The organism is Rhodococcus sp. 008, from assembly GCF_001682295.1.
Classification (GTDB): domain Bacteria; phylum Actinomycetota; class Actinomycetes; order Mycobacteriales; family Mycobacteriaceae; genus Rhodococcus_F; species Rhodococcus_F qingshengii.
On record NZ_CP012749.1, the window covers coordinates 3,935,386 to 3,953,028 of the forward strand.

At 62.4% G+C, this 17,643-nt stretch carries 20 protein-coding genes; 12 read left to right on the top strand and 8 right to left on the bottom strand.

The window, feature by feature from the left end:
* Positions 1-24: 24 nt before the first annotated feature.
* Both metE and AOT96_RS18350 read left to right on the top strand, forming a co-directional pair.
* Positions 25-2,331: a 5-methyltetrahydropteroyltriglutamate--homocysteine S-methyltransferase gene (metE, locus tag AOT96_RS18345; protein WP_003941510.1), complete on the top strand. Its 2,307-nt coding sequence runs from the start codon at positions 25-27 to the stop codon at positions 2,329-2,331.
* A 72-nt stretch (positions 2,332-2,403) separates the two neighbouring features.
* Positions 2,404-3,444, top strand: coding sequence for an NAD(P)-dependent alcohol dehydrogenase (locus AOT96_RS18350; protein WP_003941488.1), 1,041 nt, complete (start codon positions 2,404-2,406; stop codon positions 3,442-3,444).
* 37 nt (positions 3,445-3,481) lie between these two features.
* Here AOT96_RS18350 and AOT96_RS18355 read toward each other — a convergent pair whose 3' ends face one another.
* Together AOT96_RS18355 and AOT96_RS18360 are read right to left on the bottom strand one after the other, a co-directional pair.
* Complete coding sequence (locus AOT96_RS18355) at positions 3,482-4,276, bottom strand: RNA polymerase sigma factor SigF (RefSeq protein WP_003941515.1); 795 nt, start codon at positions 4,274-4,276, stop codon at positions 3,482-3,484.
* On the bottom strand, positions 4,273-4,704 hold the full coding sequence (locus AOT96_RS18360; protein WP_003941553.1) for an ATP-binding protein: 432 nt from the start codon (positions 4,702-4,704) through the stop codon (positions 4,273-4,275). The genes AOT96_RS18355 and AOT96_RS18360 overlap by 4 nt, the downstream gene beginning before the upstream one ends.
* A 523-nt stretch (positions 4,705-5,227) precedes the next feature.
* Here AOT96_RS18360 and AOT96_RS18370 point away from each other — a divergent pair.
* Entirely contained in the window at positions 5,228-5,539 is a 312-nt protein-coding gene (locus tag AOT96_RS18370) for an STAS domain-containing protein (protein WP_003941528.1), read from the top strand.
* Positions 5,540-5,607: 68 nt separating this feature from the next.
* Here AOT96_RS18370 and AOT96_RS18375 read toward each other — a convergent pair whose 3' ends face one another.
* Complete coding sequence (locus AOT96_RS18375; protein ID WP_003941555.1) at positions 5,608-6,876, bottom strand: glycosyltransferase; 1,269 nt, start codon at positions 6,874-6,876, stop codon at positions 5,608-5,610.
* 120 nt (positions 6,877-6,996) lie between these two features.
* Between AOT96_RS18375 and AOT96_RS18380 the strand changes: the two genes are divergently transcribed.
* The gene (locus AOT96_RS18380) at positions 6,997-7,410 is read left to right on the top strand and encodes a DUF6292 family protein (protein WP_003941464.1); all 414 of its coding nucleotides are present in this window, start codon (positions 6,997-6,999) and stop codon (positions 7,408-7,410) included.
* A gap of 22 nt (positions 7,411-7,432) precedes the next feature.
* Here AOT96_RS18380 and AOT96_RS18385 read toward each other — a convergent pair whose 3' ends face one another.
* Positions 7,433-8,002 carry a DUF2231 domain-containing protein gene (locus AOT96_RS18385; protein WP_065352112.1) on the bottom strand — a complete coding sequence of 190 codons (570 nt, stop codon included), beginning with the start codon at positions 8,000-8,002 and terminating at the stop codon, positions 7,433-7,435.
* Positions 8,003-8,116: 114 nt separating this feature from the next.
* Between AOT96_RS18385 and AOT96_RS18390 the strand changes: the two genes are divergently transcribed.
* Complete coding sequence (locus tag AOT96_RS18390; protein WP_039973486.1) at positions 8,117-8,338, top strand: hypothetical protein; 222 nt, start codon at positions 8,117-8,119, stop codon at positions 8,336-8,338.
* A gap of 16 nt (positions 8,339-8,354) precedes the next feature.
* Here AOT96_RS18390 and AOT96_RS18395 read toward each other — a convergent pair whose 3' ends face one another.
* Both AOT96_RS18395 and AOT96_RS18400 read right to left on the bottom strand, forming a co-directional pair.
* Positions 8,355-9,209 carry a polyphosphate kinase 2 family protein gene (locus tag AOT96_RS18395; protein ID WP_065352113.1) on the bottom strand — a complete coding sequence of 285 codons (855 nt, stop codon included), beginning with the start codon at positions 9,207-9,209 and terminating at the stop codon, positions 8,355-8,357.
* A gap of 57 nt (positions 9,210-9,266) precedes the next feature.
* Entirely contained in the window at positions 9,267-10,001 is a 735-nt protein-coding gene (locus tag AOT96_RS18400; protein ID WP_003941527.1) for a TetR/AcrR family transcriptional regulator, read from the bottom strand.
* 170 nt (positions 10,002-10,171) lie between these two features.
* Between AOT96_RS18400 and AOT96_RS18405 the strand changes: the two genes are divergently transcribed.
* The 5 genes from AOT96_RS18405 to AOT96_RS18425 all read left to right on the top strand — a co-directional run bounded on the left by AOT96_RS18405 (position 10,172) and on the right by AOT96_RS18425 (position 14,474).
* A complete protein-coding gene (locus tag AOT96_RS18405) occupies positions 10,172-11,452 on the top strand; it encodes a DUF445 domain-containing protein (protein ID WP_020968906.1) in 1,281 nt (426 codons plus the stop codon).
* 103 nt (positions 11,453-11,555) lie between these two features.
* Positions 11,556-12,062: a helix-turn-helix domain-containing protein gene (locus tag AOT96_RS18410; protein WP_003941483.1), complete on the top strand. Its 507-nt coding sequence runs from the start codon at positions 11,556-11,558 to the stop codon at positions 12,060-12,062.
* A complete protein-coding gene (locus tag AOT96_RS18415; RefSeq protein WP_003941552.1) occupies positions 12,055-12,882 on the top strand; it encodes a heparin-binding hemagglutinin in 828 nt (275 codons plus the stop codon). The genes AOT96_RS18410 and AOT96_RS18415 overlap by 8 nt, the downstream gene beginning before the upstream one ends.
* Before the next feature lie 95 nt (positions 12,883-12,977).
* The gene (locus AOT96_RS18420; RefSeq protein ID WP_003941505.1) at positions 12,978-13,274 is read left to right on the top strand and encodes a DUF2516 family protein; all 297 of its coding nucleotides are present in this window, start codon (positions 12,978-12,980) and stop codon (positions 13,272-13,274) included.
* A 168-nt stretch (positions 13,275-13,442) separates the two neighbouring features.
* Positions 13,443-14,474, top strand: coding sequence for an alpha/beta fold hydrolase (locus tag AOT96_RS18425; protein ID WP_021333908.1), 1,032 nt, complete (start codon positions 13,443-13,445; stop codon positions 14,472-14,474).
* 12 nt (positions 14,475-14,486) lie between these two features.
* On the opposite strand, the gene purU is transcribed toward AOT96_RS18425, so the two are convergent.
* Complete coding sequence (gene purU / locus AOT96_RS18430) at positions 14,487-15,374, bottom strand: formyltetrahydrofolate deformylase (protein ID WP_003941509.1); 888 nt, start codon at positions 15,372-15,374, stop codon at positions 14,487-14,489.
* Positions 15,375-15,438: 64 nt separating this feature from the next.
* On the opposite strand from purU, the gene deoC reads away from it, so the two are divergent.
* Positions 15,439-16,104, top strand: a complete 666-nt coding sequence (gene deoC / locus AOT96_RS18435) for a deoxyribose-phosphate aldolase (RefSeq protein WP_007735361.1) — start codon at positions 15,439-15,441, stop codon at positions 16,102-16,104.
* Here deoC and AOT96_RS18440 read toward each other — a convergent pair.
* Positions 16,101-16,871: an LmeA family phospholipid-binding protein gene (locus tag AOT96_RS18440; RefSeq protein WP_007735358.1), complete on the bottom strand. Its 771-nt coding sequence runs from the start codon at positions 16,869-16,871 to the stop codon at positions 16,101-16,103. The two genes, deoC and AOT96_RS18440, sit on opposite strands and share 4 nt — an antisense overlap.
* 127 nt (positions 16,872-16,998) lie before the next feature.
* On the opposite strand from AOT96_RS18440, the gene AOT96_RS18445 reads away from it, so the two are divergent.
* Positions 16,999-17,577, top strand: coding sequence for a type IV toxin-antitoxin system AbiEi family antitoxin domain-containing protein (locus tag AOT96_RS18445; protein WP_003941523.1), 579 nt, complete (start codon positions 16,999-17,001; stop codon positions 17,575-17,577).
* Positions 17,578-17,643 lie beyond the last annotated feature (66 nt).

Consider the following 17,643-nt stretch of genomic DNA (forward strand, 5'->3'; position numbering starts at 1 on the left):
CCCTCGGTTAGAAAGGTCGACCGCATGTCCAGCAGCACTGCAGCATTCGGCTCCAGCGTCCTGGGGTATCCGCGCATCGGGCCGCGCCGTGAGCTCAAGCGCGCCCTCGAGTCCTACTGGCACGGCACTTCGGACAAGGACGCACTTCTCGCGGTCGCCAAGGAACTCCAGGAATCGACCTGGAGCGAATTGGCTGCGACGGGATTGAGCCAGGTTCCCGGCAACACCTTCTCCTTCTACGATCACGTGCTCGACAATGCGCTGCTCTTCGGCGCAGTGCCGGAGCGGTTCAAGCCGCTCGAGGGCGCCCTCGAGCCGCTCGATTTCTACTTCACGATGGCCCGCGGCCGCCCGGACTTCCCGCCTCTCGAGCTGGTGCGCTTCTTCGGTACGAACTACTACTACCGTCAGCCCGAGATCGACGCGAACACAGTGTTCTCGCTCAACTCGGATGCACTTCTCGACGAGTTCGAACGTGCGAAGGCGCGCGGCATCGAATTGCGCCCCGTCATCATGGGGCCCGTCTCGCTGCTTCTGCTTTCGAAGGTCGGACCTGCCACCGAGAAGTCCGATCCGAACTTCACCCCGCTCGACCTGTTGGACGCGCTCCTGCCCGAGTACGAGAAGCTCTTCGAGCAGCTCGCCAAGGCCGGTGCGACCTGTGTTCAGTTGGACGAGCCTTCGGTCACCGAGGACCGCACCCCCGAGGAGCTAGCCGCTCTGGGACGTGCGTACGAGAAGCTTTCGACGGCCCCGCTGCGCCCGCGCCTGTTGGTGACGGGTCCGTACGGCAAGTTCGGCGAAGCCCTCAACATCTTGGCGCCCACCAAGATCGAAGCCTTCGGTCTGGACCTGGTGCACGGCAAGATCACGGCCGAGGAACTGGCCGCGGTGCCGAACATCAAGCGCAAGCGCATCTACGCGGGCGTCGTCGACGGTCGCAACGTCTGGCGCGTCGACAGGTTCAACACCTTGACGTACCTGAACGAACTCAAAGACGTTGTGCCTGACCTCGTCGTCTCCACGTCGTCGTCGCTGCTGCACGTGCCGTACGACGTGCTCTCCGAGTACGACATTCCGGGAGACGTCGCAGACCGTCTGGCTTTTGCGAAGCAGAAGGTCGGCGAAGTCGTCTCACTGGCGAAGGCGCTCACCGAAGGTCCTTCGGACAAGTGGCGTAAGCGTCCGACGAAGGTGCACTTCAAGCTCAAGCACGCTGTCCGTGCTCGGGTGAACGCGATCAAGCCCGAAGATCGTGTGCGTGCACCGTACGAGGAGCGTCGTAAGGCTCAGCAGGAACGGTTGAATCTGCCCTTGGTGCCGGCCCAGACACTGGGTTCGTTCCCGCAGACCGACGCGATTCGCCAGGCGCGTTACGAACTCGGCCAGGGGCGTTTGGAGTGGGACGACTACTACAAGCGCATCCAGGAAGAGATCGAGCGCACAATCCGTCTGCAAGAGGACATCGGTCTCGATGTTTTCGTGCACGGCGAGCACGAGCGCAACGACATGGTCCAGTACTTCGCCGAACTGCTCGAGGGCTATGCCTTCACGCACAACGGTTGGGTTCAGGCCTACGGATCTCGTTGCACGCGTCCGCCGATCCTCTACGGCGACATCGCACGTCCGAAGCCGATGACGGTCGAGTGGATTGCGTACGCGCAGTCGCTGACCGACAAGCCGGTCAAGGGAATGCTGACGGGTCCGGTCACCATGATCGCCCGTTCGTTCGTTCGCCAGGATCAGCCGCTCTACGAAACGGCAGAGCAACTGGCACTTGTCATTCGAGACGAAATCGCGGATCTCGAAGCTGCCGGAATCGCCATCATCCAGGTGGACGAACCGGCAATTCGTGAACTGCTGCCACTGCGTGAGGACGGCCGGGAGGCCTACCTGGAGTGGGCCGTCGACGCGTTCCGTCTGGCAACAGGTGGAGCGAAGCCGGAAACACAGATCCACACACATCTGACGTACTCCGCTCGGTCGTCGGTGGTCGACGCCATCGAACGGTTGGACGCCGATGTGACGGCTATCGTCGCGACCCGCTCCATCACGTGGGTTCTCGAAGCACTCAAGGAAGGCGCGCTCACGCACGGCGTCGGCCCCGGTGTCTACGAATCTCGCTCGGCTCGGATTCCCGACATCGACGAACTCGACGAATTGCTCACCGAGGCAAGCGAATCGATCTCTCTCGATCGCTTGTGGGCAAATCCGGACGGCGGCCTCAAGACCCGCCATCCGTGGCAACTCGAGCCTTCGCTGCGCAATATGGTTGCGGCCGCGAGGCGCCTGCGTCGTCGGGCGGAGCAAGCCGAGCGCGACGCCGGGTAAGTCACGTAAAGAACAAGTCATGGAGGGGCCTGCGAGTTGCAGGTCCCTCCATGCACGGGTAGGCATGTGTGCATGGTTACTGCTGCTGCTTATGCCGCGACGTCCGCTGACGGTCCCCTCGAGAAGACCACTGTCGAACGCCGCGAGCTCGGTCCACTGGACATTCTCATCGACATCAAATTTGCCGGCATCTGCCATTCCGACATCCACACCGCTCGCAACGAGTGGGGCGGAGCCAAGTACCCGATCGTCCCCGGACACGAAATCGCCGGCGTCGTCGCCGCCGTGGGGTCCGATGTCACCAAGCACAAGGTCGGCGACCGCGTGGGCGTCGGCTGCTTCGTCGACTCGTGCGGGGAGTGCGACGCCTGCACCGCCGGTGAAGAGCAGTACTGCCGCAAGGGTGTGACGGGTACGTACAACGCCACCGGCCGCGACGGCGAGCGCACTCAGGGTGGCTACTCGACGCACATCGTCGTCACCGAGCACTTCGTGCTCTCGATCCCGGAGGGCATCGAACTCGACGTTGCAGCGCCGCTCCTGTGCGCGGGCATCACCTTGTACTCACCGCTGCGGCACTGGAACGCCGGCCCCGGCAAGAAGGTCGCCATCATCGGTTTCGGCGGCCTCGGGCACGTCGGCGTGAAGATCGCCAAGGCGCTCGGAGCGGAAGTCACCGTCCTGAGCCAGACGCTCGGCAAGAAAGACGACGGGCTTCGCCTCGGCGCCGATCACTACTACGCGACCAACGACCGTGAGACGTTCAAGGCTCTTCGCGGCGAGTTCGACCTGATCCTCAACACGGTCTCGGTCAACCTCGACATCGACGCCTACATGTCCTTGCTTGCCATCAACGGCACTCTCGTCGAACTCGGCCTGCCCGAGAAGCCGATCGAAGTTCGAGCATTCTCGCTCGCCGCAAACCGTCGTAGCCTCGCCGGTTCCATGGTCGGAGGTATCCCGCAGACACAGGAGATGCTCGACTTCTGCGCCGAGCACGGCATCGGCGCAGAAATCGAACTGATCCCGGCGAGCGACATCAACGACGCTTACGAGCGCGTGATCAAGAGCGACGTCCGATACCGATTCGTGATCGACACCGCAACGATCTGACCCGCCCGGTCCTGCTCAGTCGAATTGTTCGCGGAGCTCAGTCGAGTTGCTCGCGAAGATTACTCAATGTCTTCGCGAGCAACCTCGACACGTGCATCTGGGACACACCGACTTTCTCGGCGATCTGTGTCTGCGTCAGGTTTCCGAAGAATCTGAGCATCAACACCGTCCGCTCTCGCTCGGGAAGCTTGTCGAGAAGCGGACGCAACGCCTCGTGATTCTCGACGTTCTCGAGTGCTGCGTCGTAGTCACCGAGTGTTTCCACGAGCGGGAGATCGTCGGTGTGATTGGACGCGGCACCGTCGACCGAGACCGTCTGATACGCGTTGCCGGCGATCAAGGCCTGGGCAACTTCTTCGCGTTCGATCCCCAACGTCTCGGCCAACTCGTCGACGGTCGGCGCGTGCCCGAGCTGTTGTGACAGCTCGCTGATGGCCTGCCCGAGTTGGAAGTGCAACTCCTTCATCCGGCGGGGAACCCGCAATGCCCAACCGGTGTCGCGGAAGTGTCGTCGAACCTCGCCCATCACGGTGGGAACTGCGAAGGAGACGAAATCGGATCCGCGCGTGGAATCGAAACGGTCGACGGCGTTGACCAGACCGAGACGCGCCACCTGAACCAGATCGTCGTGTGCCTCGCCACGACCGTCGAATCGTCTGGCGATGTGCTCGGCCAACGGTAGGCATCTGGTGATGAGTGCAGTGCGCACTCGTTCGTACTCCGGGCTGTGGGGCTCGAGGGTCCGCAGTTCCTCGAAAACTGGTATTACGTCCCGATATTCGTCGGTGGACCGCCGACGCGGGCGTGACGGGCCGTCTGCGGAAGCGGTCACAGGCGCCCGCTGAGGGCCTTGGTGAACTTCATGGTGGTGATGTAGCCGACGCCGCCGAGGTTCTCTTCCTGGTCGAGCGAAATCGAATCGGTGAGTTCGGTGAGGATGTGCCACCCGAACGAACGCTGACTGCTGTCCTCGTACTCCGTGGTCGTCGTGGACACGGACACGTGCAATTGCGGCGGCGTGAAGACGAACCGACACACCAGAACCGAATCAGGCGCAGCGCGAACGATCAGATGCGTACAGATTTCGTCCATGGCCAGTTTGATGTCGGCGATGGCGTCGAGGTCGAAGTTTTCCTGAATGGCAACGGTGGCGGCCAGTGCACGCAAAATCGACAGCTGATCGAGAGTCGCTTGAATCCTCAACTCCACAACTGGCTGAGTCTGATCCTGATCGGGCTCGAGTGCGCTGAGGTGTGCCATAAGTTCTCCGGATCGTCGTACCAGGGGTCGCGGTGAAGTCTGGTGCCGAGAACGATACCCATCCCGACCTTCACAGTGGCCCCCGAACACGAAATTTGGTCGATGGTGGTGCCGGGGTAAACGACACGATTCTGCTCACGACCGTTGGCGATCGCAACATCGGATTACCTCGCGGAACCGCAGACCAAACCACATTTTTGTTCGGAACACCGAAACGAATGGTCGCAACGCACTTGTGACGTCCGTCATGCTGGCGTACTGTTTCAAACCGAGGTTGAGCACACAGCCGATGAGGGATTTATCCGTATTTCTGGAGACCCGTTCATCGTGCGTCTCCTTCGGAGGTCCCTTCTCTTTTGCAGAGTGTAAACCGTTGCGGGATGGGAGAACCATGACTGTTGTTCCAGGATCATCTATTTCAGGCTTTACGAACGCGGCGAAGGGATCGGTAGACTACGGACCTCCCGCGACCGGGACAGCGACCGCATCGTTTCACGCGCACCGCATCAGTGCAAACACCGCTGTGATCAAAGTTCGTGGTGAGATCGATCTGATGAGCGCCAATGCTTTTCGTGACTTCTTGACGTACCACGTGGCCGCGGACCGGACGCTGGTCGTCGATCTATCCGAACTCGAATTCATGGGGACGTGCGGCTTGTCCGTACTGTCGGTCCTGTCGACGCGATCACGCGACGTGGGCGGCACACTCGCGCTCGTCTGCGCCCGCCCGGTGCAAAGGTTGCTCAAAGCAGCTGGTCAGGAGTCGATGTTTGCCTGCTACGAGTCGCTCGATCATGCAATCGGACTCGAAGAGACCCGACGTTTCCCCGCTTGATCACGCAGTTTCAGTCCAAGCTTCGTGAAATCACCTTCGTGAATTCAGTTTCGTAGAGCCCGTCAGCGTCAGTGCACTTCACTTCGGTGAGTGCCCTTGTGTTGGCGGGCTCTCGGCGGTGCTGTGACGCAGCGGCCGTAGGTGCGGACCACTTCGGTGGCGACGTGATCCCACGAATACGATTCGCACGCTCGGGCCCGGCTCTGCCGTGCAAACGCCGCGCCTTCGTCCTCGTCGTCGAGAAGATGGCGGACTGCGCGAGCGGTTTCCACCGGGTTGTTGACCGGGACCCGACGCCCGGTGAGTCCGTCGATCACCGTATCCCGCAGTCCGCCAACAGGAGTCGCGACTACGGGAACTCCGCACGCCATTGCTTCCAGTGCCGCGATTCCGAACGGTTCGTATCGAGGGGTGCACACGAGGGCGTCGGCCGATCGCATCAGTTTCGGTAGTTGGCGGTGCGGAACCCGTCCCAACAATTGGACTCGATCTGCGACGCCGAGGCGCTCGGCGAGCTTGACCAAGCGGATCGCCACTTCGTCGGTGCTCAGTTGCGCGACGGGTGGCCCGCCGATCACCACCAACTCCGTATCCGGCAGCGAAGCCAGCGCGGCGACGGCAACATCGAAGCCCTTCTGCTCCACCAGTCTTCCGACGCAGATCAATCGATGCGGTGCGGTTTTCTTCGCGGCGGGTCCCTCCGGGGTGAATGCTTCGGTGTCCACGCCCGAGGGCACCATCGTGGTCCGTGATCGTGGTGATCCCTGCCGGACCAGATCGAAGATTTCGTCCGAACTGGTCGCGATGACATGGGTTGCGCCCCTGGCGATCAACGGTTCCAGGTGAGTCCGCTCCGAGGGGCTGTCGTCGGCTGCTCCGAGGTGGCGGTGCGCCGCAGATCCCAGGGAATGGAATGTCTGGAGTACGGGGATGCCGAGCGATCGGGTCGCGAGTTCCGTTGCCACACCGGACATCCAGAAGTGCGAGTGCACCACATCGGGTCGGTCGGTACTCCACTGAGCGCGCAGAATGCTGGCAAAGGTTCCCAGGTGAGGGAGGATGTCGGCATCCGGGAGAGCCTGCGTCGGGCCGGCCTCGAGATAGTCGACGGAGTACCCGGCGCGGGCGCGAACGCGGTCCGGCCCACCGACGTGGGCACGCCTGGTGAAGACGGTGACGTCGTGTCCGGCACGAACCAAGGCGGCAGACAGTTCGTCGACGTGCAGGTTCTGTGCACCGGCTGCCGAGCAGCCCACCGGTGCGAGTGGATCGGCGTTCACCGACACCATGGAGATCTTCAGCATTCGTCCGGGAGCCATAGCGGGCGAGTACTTCATCGGGTCCCCTCTCCACTTGATCGGTTCGTCTGGGGATACCCGGAGTCCGTGATCTGAACCGGGTTTCGACGCGGTCAGCGCTGGGCACATTCCAAACACGATGGCGAGGAGTGAGGTTCGATGACAGAACAAATGCTGGTCGACGCAACCGTCGGACTCGGGTTCGAGCGGTACGTACAACGGGTGGCGGTCGGTGTGGGGGCCGGCATCGAGCAGTGGTGTTGCAGGCGCGAGCACCCTCTGGAGGCTTACATCGCATTGGACCGAACTGTGCCGCGTTTCCCCGGGCGCGAGGTGGCTTTGCTGTGGGAGGAGACGTGCGGTTGGGCCCTGGCCGTGGAGACCAGATCAGGGGAGGACCTCATCGTTCTCGGATATCTGGGCGAACACGCAGTGCCGACCCCGGACGCCGTCGCCGATTTTGCCGCGACACTGGGTACGCGCAGCCCACACTGGGTCATGAACAGACCATTGGCGGATTCGGACGAGACCGCGCGAGAACTGCGGAGCTACTCCGGAAGTGCTTACGCCTGAACAGTATCGAGGTCCGATCGGCTCAGTTGACTACATCCAGGATGGGATCGAGAACCGGAGTCGCTGCAGCCTCGACGGCCGGATCGTCCATGAGCTTGAAAACGATGTGACCACCGAGCGCGCCACCGACACCGACCGCGGTGAGCCCCAGCACCGACAGCACTCGCGCCAGCGCGAGTGAGTCCTTTCCGCGTAGCCTGTACGACGCCGCAAAAGACCAGATCCCCACTGCATTCGACGCCGCGTGCACCAGCCCCACTCGGCGTGCGACGTCGCCACGTTCGGACCAGTCCAGCCATCCCGTCAGCAAAGCCGGCGGAGTCGAAACCAATCCGAGCCCGATCAGCCGTCGTGCAGTCTGCGGATCGCCTAGAACATCGAAGATCAGCGAAGCCGTCCACGCGCCCGCGGGAATGGTCACGAGTGCAGGATGGATGGGGTGCCCGACGGCGGCGCCGCGCAGAAGTGCGGCGACAGTGCGCGATCGGTCGGATCGCTCCGTGATCTCGAGGATTCTGCGCCTGATGCCAGTGGACGGACCGTCCAGTCCGCGAGCGGATTCGATTCCGCGATAAAGAGTTCCGATGTCCATGTAATTCGGCTACCCGGCGTAGACGTCGGGAAACCTCGCGACGGCGGTGTCTTGTCGACCGTCATGCTCCGGCGTACGGTCGAAACGAAAGAGATCCGACCGGAGGAGCGAACGATGAAGCTCAATCTCTTTGCAGCGTGGGCGTCGTATTTCCTGGTGCTGGCCACAGTGGTCTGCCTCGGCAGTTTTCTGGTGGCGGCAGGTTCAGGCCAGGGTGGTTGGGCATTGATCGCCGGCCTCGCCGGCGTCGCGTGCATCGGCCTCGCGGTAGCCCTGTACGCCAGTACTGTGCGTCACGATCACAAAGTGCACCGCGAATCCCCACACCTGTTCTGATCGGGCCTGCTTCTGATCAAGACTGTGCGAGTCGTGCCTTCTCCACCTCGATGTCGAAGTCGGCAGGGGGCCAGTCGAGATCGAGCTTTTCCAGAGCGTCGATCAGTAGCTCCGTGACCGCAATGCGGCTGTACCACTTCCGATCACACGGCACGACGTACCACGGCGCGTGCTCGGTCGACGTCTTGTCGAGCATTGCCTGATACGCCTGTTGATATGCAGGCCACAAACCGCGTTCGGTCACGTCGCCGGGGTTGTACTTCCAGTACTTGTCCGGGCGGTCGAGACGTTCTTCGAGTCGCTTCTTCTGCTCGTCGAGCGAGACGAACATCGCGACCTTCACGATGGTGGTTCCGGCGTCGACGAGTTCCTTTTCGAACCGGTTGATCTCGTCGTAGCGCTTGCTCCAGACATCCTCCGGGACAAGATCGTGGACGCGCACTACCAGGACGTCCTCGTAGTGGGAGCGATCGAACACACCGAGATAGCCGCCGCGGGGGAGTTCCTTCTTGATCCGCCAAAGGTAGTGATGTTGCTTTTCCTCTTCGGTCGGGACGCCGAAGGCCACGTGCTGAACTCCCGAAGGATCCACGTGACCGATCACGTGTCGGACCATGCCGCCCTTGCCTGCGGTGTCCATTCCTTGCAGAACCAGCAGGACTGAACGACTGTCCCCGGACCGGCCGTTGGCGTACAGCAACTCCTGCAGGTCGGACAGAACCGCGCCGCGCTCCTCGAGCAGACGTTCGCCGTCAGCTTTGTTTCCGGTGAATCCCGGAGTGCTGTTGCGATCGAGTTGATCGAGTTCGAACCCGGGCTCCGCCCGCAGGGTCTTGGCGGCCGGTGTTTCCCACAGCGAGTCTTGTGCCATGCCGAAAGAGTGCCACAGGATCGCGCCCGGTGGCCCGAAAGTTCGGTCTCGGGCGAGTCAGTCCTCGGCAGGCTTGACGAGGGGATGCGGAACCGACTTGAACTTGGCCGGTGATCCGTTGACCGCAGCTATGCCGGTGATGCCGCCCCACGTCATCATCGTGAGGTAGTCGATCAGCGATTCCGCGGACATCGACTTGTTGGAGATCCACCAGTGCGTCGCGAGCTGAATTCCGCCCACGATCCCGAACGCCCACGGCAGCGAACCGCCGGAATCCATCTCCATCTCGCGAAGACGATTGCCCAACACCGTGGAGAGCAATTCGGCGATCATGCGCTCGGAATCGGCAACGACGTCGCGGTTGGCGCCGGCGCCGTTGGCCATGACGTAGAGGTAGATGTCGGGGTCGGATGCCACCGTCTCGACGTATGCGGTGATGCTCGCCTGGGTGAGTTCGAAATCGTCGAGATCGCCACTGATCGCTTCGTAGATACGCGGCGACAGGATGGTCTCGACGTACCGCATCATCGTGGCGGTGGTGAGGTCGCTCTTGTCGGCGAAGTATCGGTAGAGCACGGTCTTGGAGACACCGATCTCGGACGCGATCTCGTCCATGCCGATCTCACGGCCGCGCGCGCGGATGGCGGCGATGGTGCCGTCGACGAGTTCCTCGCGGCGAGCGATCTTGTGCTCACGCCAACGACGCTTACGACCGTCGGATTTCTCGGGCTTCGCATCAGCAACGACTGGGCCGTCTACCTGCTCGTTGTCCTGCACGGCATTCTTGGCCACGAGTCATCTCATATCTGTGGTGCGAGCCACGTCCGATCGGTCTACTTTCCGGTCCAGCTTAATGTCCGCGCCTTTATCTCGGGCACTCACATCCGCAGTTCGGGGGATTAGGTCCTGCAGAATCGGACTTCGTGTCGCTCGCGCTACGCCGCGTCACACCTTTCGGCACAATGGCGAGGGTGCAGCAACTGAGCCTCTCCGCCTTCGACGACGCCGCCAAGCGTCGGGACCTTCGCAAGATGAAGGTCTTCGCTACTGGCCTTCTGGGCTTCGCGACGGTGGTCTACATCTTCTGCCGGTGGCAGGAATCCCGCGGCGCCGGAGAGTGGGTCGGGTACGTCCGGGCCGCGTCCGAGGCAGGCATGGTCGGCGCGCTTGCCGACTGGTTTGCCGTCACCGCGCTCTTCCGTCATCCGATGGGCCTTCCCATCCCGCACACTGCCATCATCAAGCGTAAGAAAGACCAGCTCGGAGCCAGCCTGAGCTCATTCGTCGGTCAAAACTTCCTGGCTCCCGAGGTTGTGTCGGCCAAGGTGCAGCAGGCGCAGATTCCGCTGCGGCTCGGCACGTGGATGGCCGAACCTGCCAACGCCGCTCGCGTCGCCGCCGAGACGTCGACGGTCTTGCGTGGCATGGTCGAGGTTCTTCGCGACGAGGACATCGCCCAGATCATCGACAACACGATCGTGAAGCGTCTGGCCGAGCCCATGTGGGGACCGCCGATCGGCCGAGTGCTCGGTGAACTTCTCAAGGACAACAAGCAACTGCCGATCATCGAATTGCTTGCCGAGCGGGCACATCAGTGGGCTCTCGGCAGCCAGGAGACGATCGATCGTGTGATCGTTCGCGATTCGCCCGCGTGGTCGCCGAAGTTCGTCGACGCCATGCTGGGGGAGAAGATCTACAAGGAACTCGTCGAGTTCACCTGGAAGGTCCGTTCCAACCCCGAACACGAGGTACGCCTCGCCGCCAACCGCTTCCTGATCGACTTCGCCGATGATCTGCAGAACGACCCGGAGACCATCAAGAAGGCCGAGGGGATCAAGGCCGAGATCATGGGTCGCGAGGAAGTGACGGGTCTGGCGTCGTCGACATGGCAGGTTGCCAAGCGGCTCATCATGGAGTCCGTCGACGATCCGAACAGCACCCTGCGGACCAAGGTCGCCGAGAACGTCGCCGGCTTCGGAGTCAGGCTGCGTGACGACGAGTCCATGCGTGAGAAGGTCGACGGCTGGCTGGTGCAGGGCACCAAGTACATCGCGGAGAACTACACCGACGAGATCACTGGAGTCATCAGTGACACCGTCGAGCGGTGGGACGCCGACGAAGCGAGCCAGAAGATCGAGTTGCAGGTCGGTCGAGATCTTCAGTTCATCCGTATCAACGGCACCGTTGTGGGCTCGATCGCCGGACTGCTGATCTACACGATTTCGACGCTCATCTTCGGCTGAGCTGTCCGGTATGTGACGTCCACCACGAGTGCTAGCAGTAGTGCTTGCAATAGTTAGCACCCTCTCCTATCCTGGGAAATGTCCACTGGAAAGGGAGGACGCAATGCCAGCGAAGTCGACGAACTCCGATGACGGAGATCGTGAATCATCCGGTGCCGCAGCCGGAGCAAGCGACTTGGCAGCTCGCGTCGTCAGCTCTGCGGCACACGACATCGGGGGGTTCATTCGTGCACAGCGGGAAGCCGCCCAAGTTTCGATGCGCCAACTCGCTCAACTCGCCGGCGTCAGCAATCCGTATCTGAGTCAGATCGAACGCGGATTGCGCAAACCGTCGGCGGACGTACTGGCGCAAATCGCCAAGGGCCTTCGAGTCTCATCAGAAGTGCTGTACGTCCAAGCGGGATATCTCGAGCAACGCCCGCACAGTCCCATCAGGGACGCGGTGTTGGCCGAGACGGCCATCAACGAACGGCAGAAGCAAGTACTGCTCGAAATCTACGACTCGTTCTGTCGCGAGAACGAGTCGTCAAGACCAGCCGCAGCGCCCGATTTCGCTGAATCGGCCGCAATTCCAGACACCGAGACTTCACTAGGAGAACAAGATGACTGACAAGAACGCCATCGACAGCGTCAAGACCTCGCTCTACGCCGCCGTCGGCGCAGGCGACCTGGTTGTCCAGGCCGTGGCCGATGTAGTTGCTCAGGTTCGTGAGCGCGCCGAGAACACCCAGGGCGATGTCAACGGCCGTGTCGACGGTGCTCGCGAGAAGCTCGCTTCCGTCCAGGGTGACGTTGCCGAGAGCGTCGATGCGCTGCGCGAGCGTCTCGCCGGCCTGCCGTCCGAGCTGCCCGAAGAGCTCGCCGAGCTGCGCGAGAAGTTCTCACCCGAGGAACTCCGCAAGGTCGCCGAGGCATACCTCAAGGTTGCCGGAGATCTGTACAACTCCCTCGCAGAACGTGGCGAAGACGCAGTCGAGCGCATCCGCAAGCAGCCCGCAGTCGAAGAAGGCATCGCTGCTGCAGAGTCGGCACTCGGCGACGCCGTCGAGCTGACCGAAGACGCACTCGGAACCGTTGCTCGTCAGACGCGCGCCGTAGGCGAGCAGGCTGCCAAGCTGGCCGGCCGCGCTGCCGGACGCATCTCCGACACCGCAGAAGAGGTCGGCGAGAAGATCTCTGACGCCGGTGAGAAGATCGCCGACGCAGGCGACGAGGCTGCACTGAAGGTCCTCGACCTCGGTGACCAGGCTGACGAGGCTTCCAAGGAAGCTGCCGCTCGCGTGACCGCTGCTGCTTCCGACGTCCAGGAGCGCGCGACCACCGCCGCGAAGAAGGCCGCTCCGGCCAAGGCTGCACCCGCCAAGGCTGCTCCGGCCAAGGCCACCGCACCGGCTCCGGCCAAGAAGGCTGCTCCGGCCAAGAAGGCCTGATTTGCCCAGCTCCACCTGACGAAGGCTCCCGCGCTCAGCCGAGTGTGGGAGCCTTCGTGTTCGTCGGGAACCGGATGAGAACTTAGGATGTAGTTGTGACTCAAGTCGATGGGCTAGTCGGTCTGATCTTTCTCGCACTCAAAGTGCTCGCATTGGTGGGTGCTGTCTACGCGATCGTTCATGCCGTCAGGCAGCGTCCTGACGCTTTCACCGCGGTCAACAAATTGACCAAGCCGATCTGGCTGGGAATTCTGATCGTCGCGGCGTTGATCCTCTTGGCGACGTCCCCTGTCGGGCTCCTGGGCATCATCGCGGTCGTTGCAGTGTGCGTGTATCTCGTCGACGTTCGCCCGCGGGTGGACGACATTCAGCACGGCGGTTCTCGCTGGTAGTTTGCCGCACTCCCGCTCATTCCGAGCCGTGGTTCCCGGCTCATGGTGTGCTGCCCCACTCTTCTCTCCAACGCTGACAACGGGCGTTGTTCGAGTGATAGTGTCGGTTAACGGCAGTCACACATAGATTGCATCCGTCTGTCGTCAGCAGCAGTCAGGGGTAAATGCATGTCCAGTCGTTCGCGCACCACAGAGCTTCGAGTACTGGCAGGCGCCGTCGGAGTGGGAGCACTCGTCGCGGCCGTCGCTGGGATCCGTCATCGGCGATCCACGCGTGGGTTGACTCTTTCGAGCGACGTCGAGCCCAATGCACTCCTGAAGACTCCGACTCTCAAAGCTGACATCAGCGAACTGACCACCGACGACGGTGCGATCATCAATGTCCGGGCTTACGGTCCCGTCGACGGCGATCCGATCGTTCTCAGTCACGGCTGGACGTGCTCCACCGAATTCTGGTACCCGCAGGTCAATGCGCTTGCCGGCGAATATCGCGTCATCACCTACGATCAGCGCGGTCATGGCCGCAGCACCGTCGGCAATCTTCCGCTCGGCCCGGACGTCCTTGCCGACGATCTCTCTGCAGTGCTGGCGGCCACGGTTCGCGAGGACAAGAAGGCCGTCATCGTCGGTCACAGCATGGGCGGGATGAGCATCATCGCCTGGGCGGGTCGTCACCCCGACGAGGTCAAGAAGTACGCGTCGGCGGTCATGCTCGCGAGCACCGCGAGCGAAAGGTTGATCGCCGAGACCACGGTCATCCCACTGCCCAATCGTTTCCCTCGCGTGCCGGTCCCCGTGGGCCGCGCCATCCTCAGTTCGCCCGTTCCGTTCGTCTCCTCGGGCGCCATGACGAAGGCGATCCAGTACGTCTCGATGTCACCGAACGCGACCAAGGCCGAGATTCAGTTCTGCGAGAACATCGTTCGTGAGTGCAAGCCCCGCATCCGTGGAGGTTGGGGAGCAGCGCTGAGCACCCTCGACATTCACGAGGGACTCGACAATCTCGAAGTGCCGACCACCGTGCTCGTCGGTTCGCTCGATCGGCTCACTCCGCCGGTCCATGCGCGCAAGCTTGCGCAGGTCCTCGACGACGCCGGCAACCTCGAACGGTTGATCGTGTTGCCGGGCGTCGGTCACATGTCGTCGATCGAGAACATCGACGAGTTCGACAAGGAAATCGTGCGACTGCGCAATCTCTAGCGCAACGCAGCTCTAGCTGAAGACGACCGTCTTGCGCCCGTGGACCAGCACACGATCCTCGAGGTGCCAGCGCAGTCCGCGGGAGAGTACGAGCTTTTCGATGTCTCGACCCTGACGGACCATGTCGGCGACATCGTCGGCGTGGTCCACACGGATCACGTCCTGCTCGATGATCGGACCGGCATCGAGTTCGGCGGTCACGTAGTGGCAGGTGGCGCCGATCAACTTCACGCCGCGGGCGAAAGCCTGGTGATAGGGGCGGGCACCGATGAACGACGGCAAGAAGCTGTGGTGGATGTTGATCGCGCGCCCGGCCCAGTGCTCGCACAGTGATTCGGGCAGCACCTGCATGAATCGGGCAAGCACCACGGCGTCGGGATTGTGAGCGTCGACCAGGGCGCGGACCTTCTCGAAGGACGGTCCCCGTTCTGCCGGGTCCTTGGCGAACGGAACATGGTGGAAGTCGATCCCGTGGCGCTCGGTGACACTGCGCAGATCTTCGTGGTTTCCGATGACGGCGCTGATTTCTGCCGGGAGTTCCCCGCCCGCGGCGCGGCCAAGGAGGTCATGCAAGCAGTGACCTTCCTTGCTCACGAGCAACACGATCTTCTTGGGTGCGCCGGAGTCGTGAAGAGTCCACTCGGTTTCCGGACCGATCTCGGCCGCAACAGCTTTGAACCGTTCACGAAGCTCGTCGATGCTCATGCTCACCGACGATGCACGGACCGCCTGACGCGTGAAGAACCATCCGGTGTCGGCATCGGCGTGGTATGCAGCCTCCACGATCCATCCACCGACGTCGGTGAGAAAGGTCGAGATGCGTGCGACGATGCCCGTGGTGTCGGGGCAGCCGAGGGACAGAACATAGCGACGATCATCGATCGATGGTGCAGCGGTCATGCGGCCTAGTCTCTCAGGTGCGGCTGCAGCGACGGTCGCGTGGTGGTGTGCCAAGCTTTCCAACATGTCTGAAGCTGCACTCACTCGTTCCCAGGTTGCCGCGATGGTGGACCACACTCTCCTCAAACCCGAAGCCACCGCGGCCGATGTGACCGCCCTGATCGACGAAGCACGCAGCCTCGGTGTGCTGGCTGTCTGCGTCTCGCCGTCGATGTTGCCGATTCGCGCCGAGGGACTTGTGACGGCGGCCGTCGTCGGATTCCCGTCGGGGAAACATCATTCGCTGGTCAAGGGTGCTGAAGCGCGACTGGCCGTCGATCAAGGCGCAGCCGAGATCGACATGGTCATCGACGTAGGAGCGGCGGTCGCCGGCGACTACAGCGCGGTGTTGGCCGATATCCTCACCGTCCGCGAGGCGATGGGGGAGAGTGCGATCCTCAAAGTGATCCTCGAAACCGCAGCGCTGTCCGACGAGGCCATCGTCGAATGTTGCCGCGCAGCTGTGCATGCCGGGGCGAACTTCGTCAAGACCTCGACCGGCTTCCACCCCGCGGGTGGAGCGACGGTTGAGGCCGTCGCACTGATGGCGCAGACGGTCGGCCCGGGCGTGGGAGTCAAGGCCAGTGGCGGAATACGTACGACGCAGGCAGCGCTCGACATGATCGCGGCCGGCGCCACCCGCCTCGGACTATCCGGAAGTCGAGCAGTATTGGACGGTCTGGCCGACTAGGTCAGCAGGCCGCAGCTGTCCGGAACCGCCGAGGTGTTCTGGTTGTTCGCGTCGGCGACGGGCATGGCGTAAGCGCCGCCCTCCAACGAGATCTGGATAGCGTCGTCGGTGACGGTCAGCTTCGTGGGCTTCATGTCCAGCGGGTAGGTCTGCAGGCTGTCGGTGAGTGTCTGGACGATGCCGTCGACCAGATCGGTCGGCAGACCCAATCCGAGAATCTCGGCGCCGACGGTCTGGACGTCGACCACACCGTTGGTGACGGTGGGCTTGACCGTGAGCTTCGCGAGCCCGACCGGACCGACGTCGAACGCGAGTGTGCCGGCGCTCGAGTCGGCGGTGACGCCGGAGACGAGCCCGCCGAAGGTCTGTTCCTGCAAGGTGGCGAGAATGCCTGCGGTAGACCAGGTGACGTCGGCGCTGGAGCTGCCGATGGTGCCGCTGTTGCCCGCCGAGGGCTGCAAGTTGATGTCGTTCACCTTCGCGTGAACCTGCATTCCCGTTGCGGGGCCGAACGAAGAGTCGTCACTGTCGATGCTGATGTACGGCACCTTCTTGTCGACTGCCTGCAGGAGTACGGGCTTCCAGCTCAACCCGACGTCGACCTGGGATCCCAGTTCGCTCTGGAACTGATCGGCCATGCAGGTCTTCACCTGGTTGCGTACGTACAGTTCTCCACCGACGAGCGCCGCGACGAGTACGGCGATCACCACGAGAAGGATGATGAGCACTCGGTTGCGCGGACGAGGGTTGTTCGCTGCGACAGTCATTCGCCAGATTCTTCCCGACGAGTCTGAACGAACTCTGTGAATACGCACTTCCTCATTCCTGTGATGCGCGACACACTCGCCCGTAGTCTGTTCGAAACGGCGTTTTCGACGGTCACCGGAGGTGGTCATGGCTTCGGACTACGAATCACTCGAGTTGCTGGCGCTGCGACAGTGCGGATTTGTCACGGCTCTCCAGGCATCCGAACTGGGTTTCGGTCTGGCGTTGATGGAAGAAATGACGGAATCCGGAACATGGACATGTGAGTGCCGCGGGCTTTTTCGCCTCGAACGCGTCAGACATACCGCCTTGGACGAGTTCGCGAAGTGGTGCACGTGGTTCGCCGGTAGCGCCACCGTCTCGCACTACAGTGCCGCAGATCTGCATGGCCTCGGGCACCTGCAACCTCGCTTCATTCACCTCTCCGTTGCGCACCCTCTCGCGGCGCCGACCCGCCAGGTAGCGCTGCACCGACTGCCGCTCGCGGACGACGAGTGTGAACAGATCGGGCCCATCCGCATCACCACGCCTTTGCGTACCGTGCACGACCTCGCTTCCGGTGGAATTTCTCAAGTCCTGCTCAACGAAGTAGTCGCCGATGCGGTCGCGATAGGTCGACTGGACGCGCACGAGCTGTATCTCTCGTGTGAGAACGCGAGCGTCGACGTTGCTGTTCGGGTCGAGTTGGCTCTGGCCGCAAGCCTGTAGCCGAGAGAGATCTTCGAGGCTCCTGCGACCTTCTGGCATCACGCCCGAAATCGAATATGACGCCGA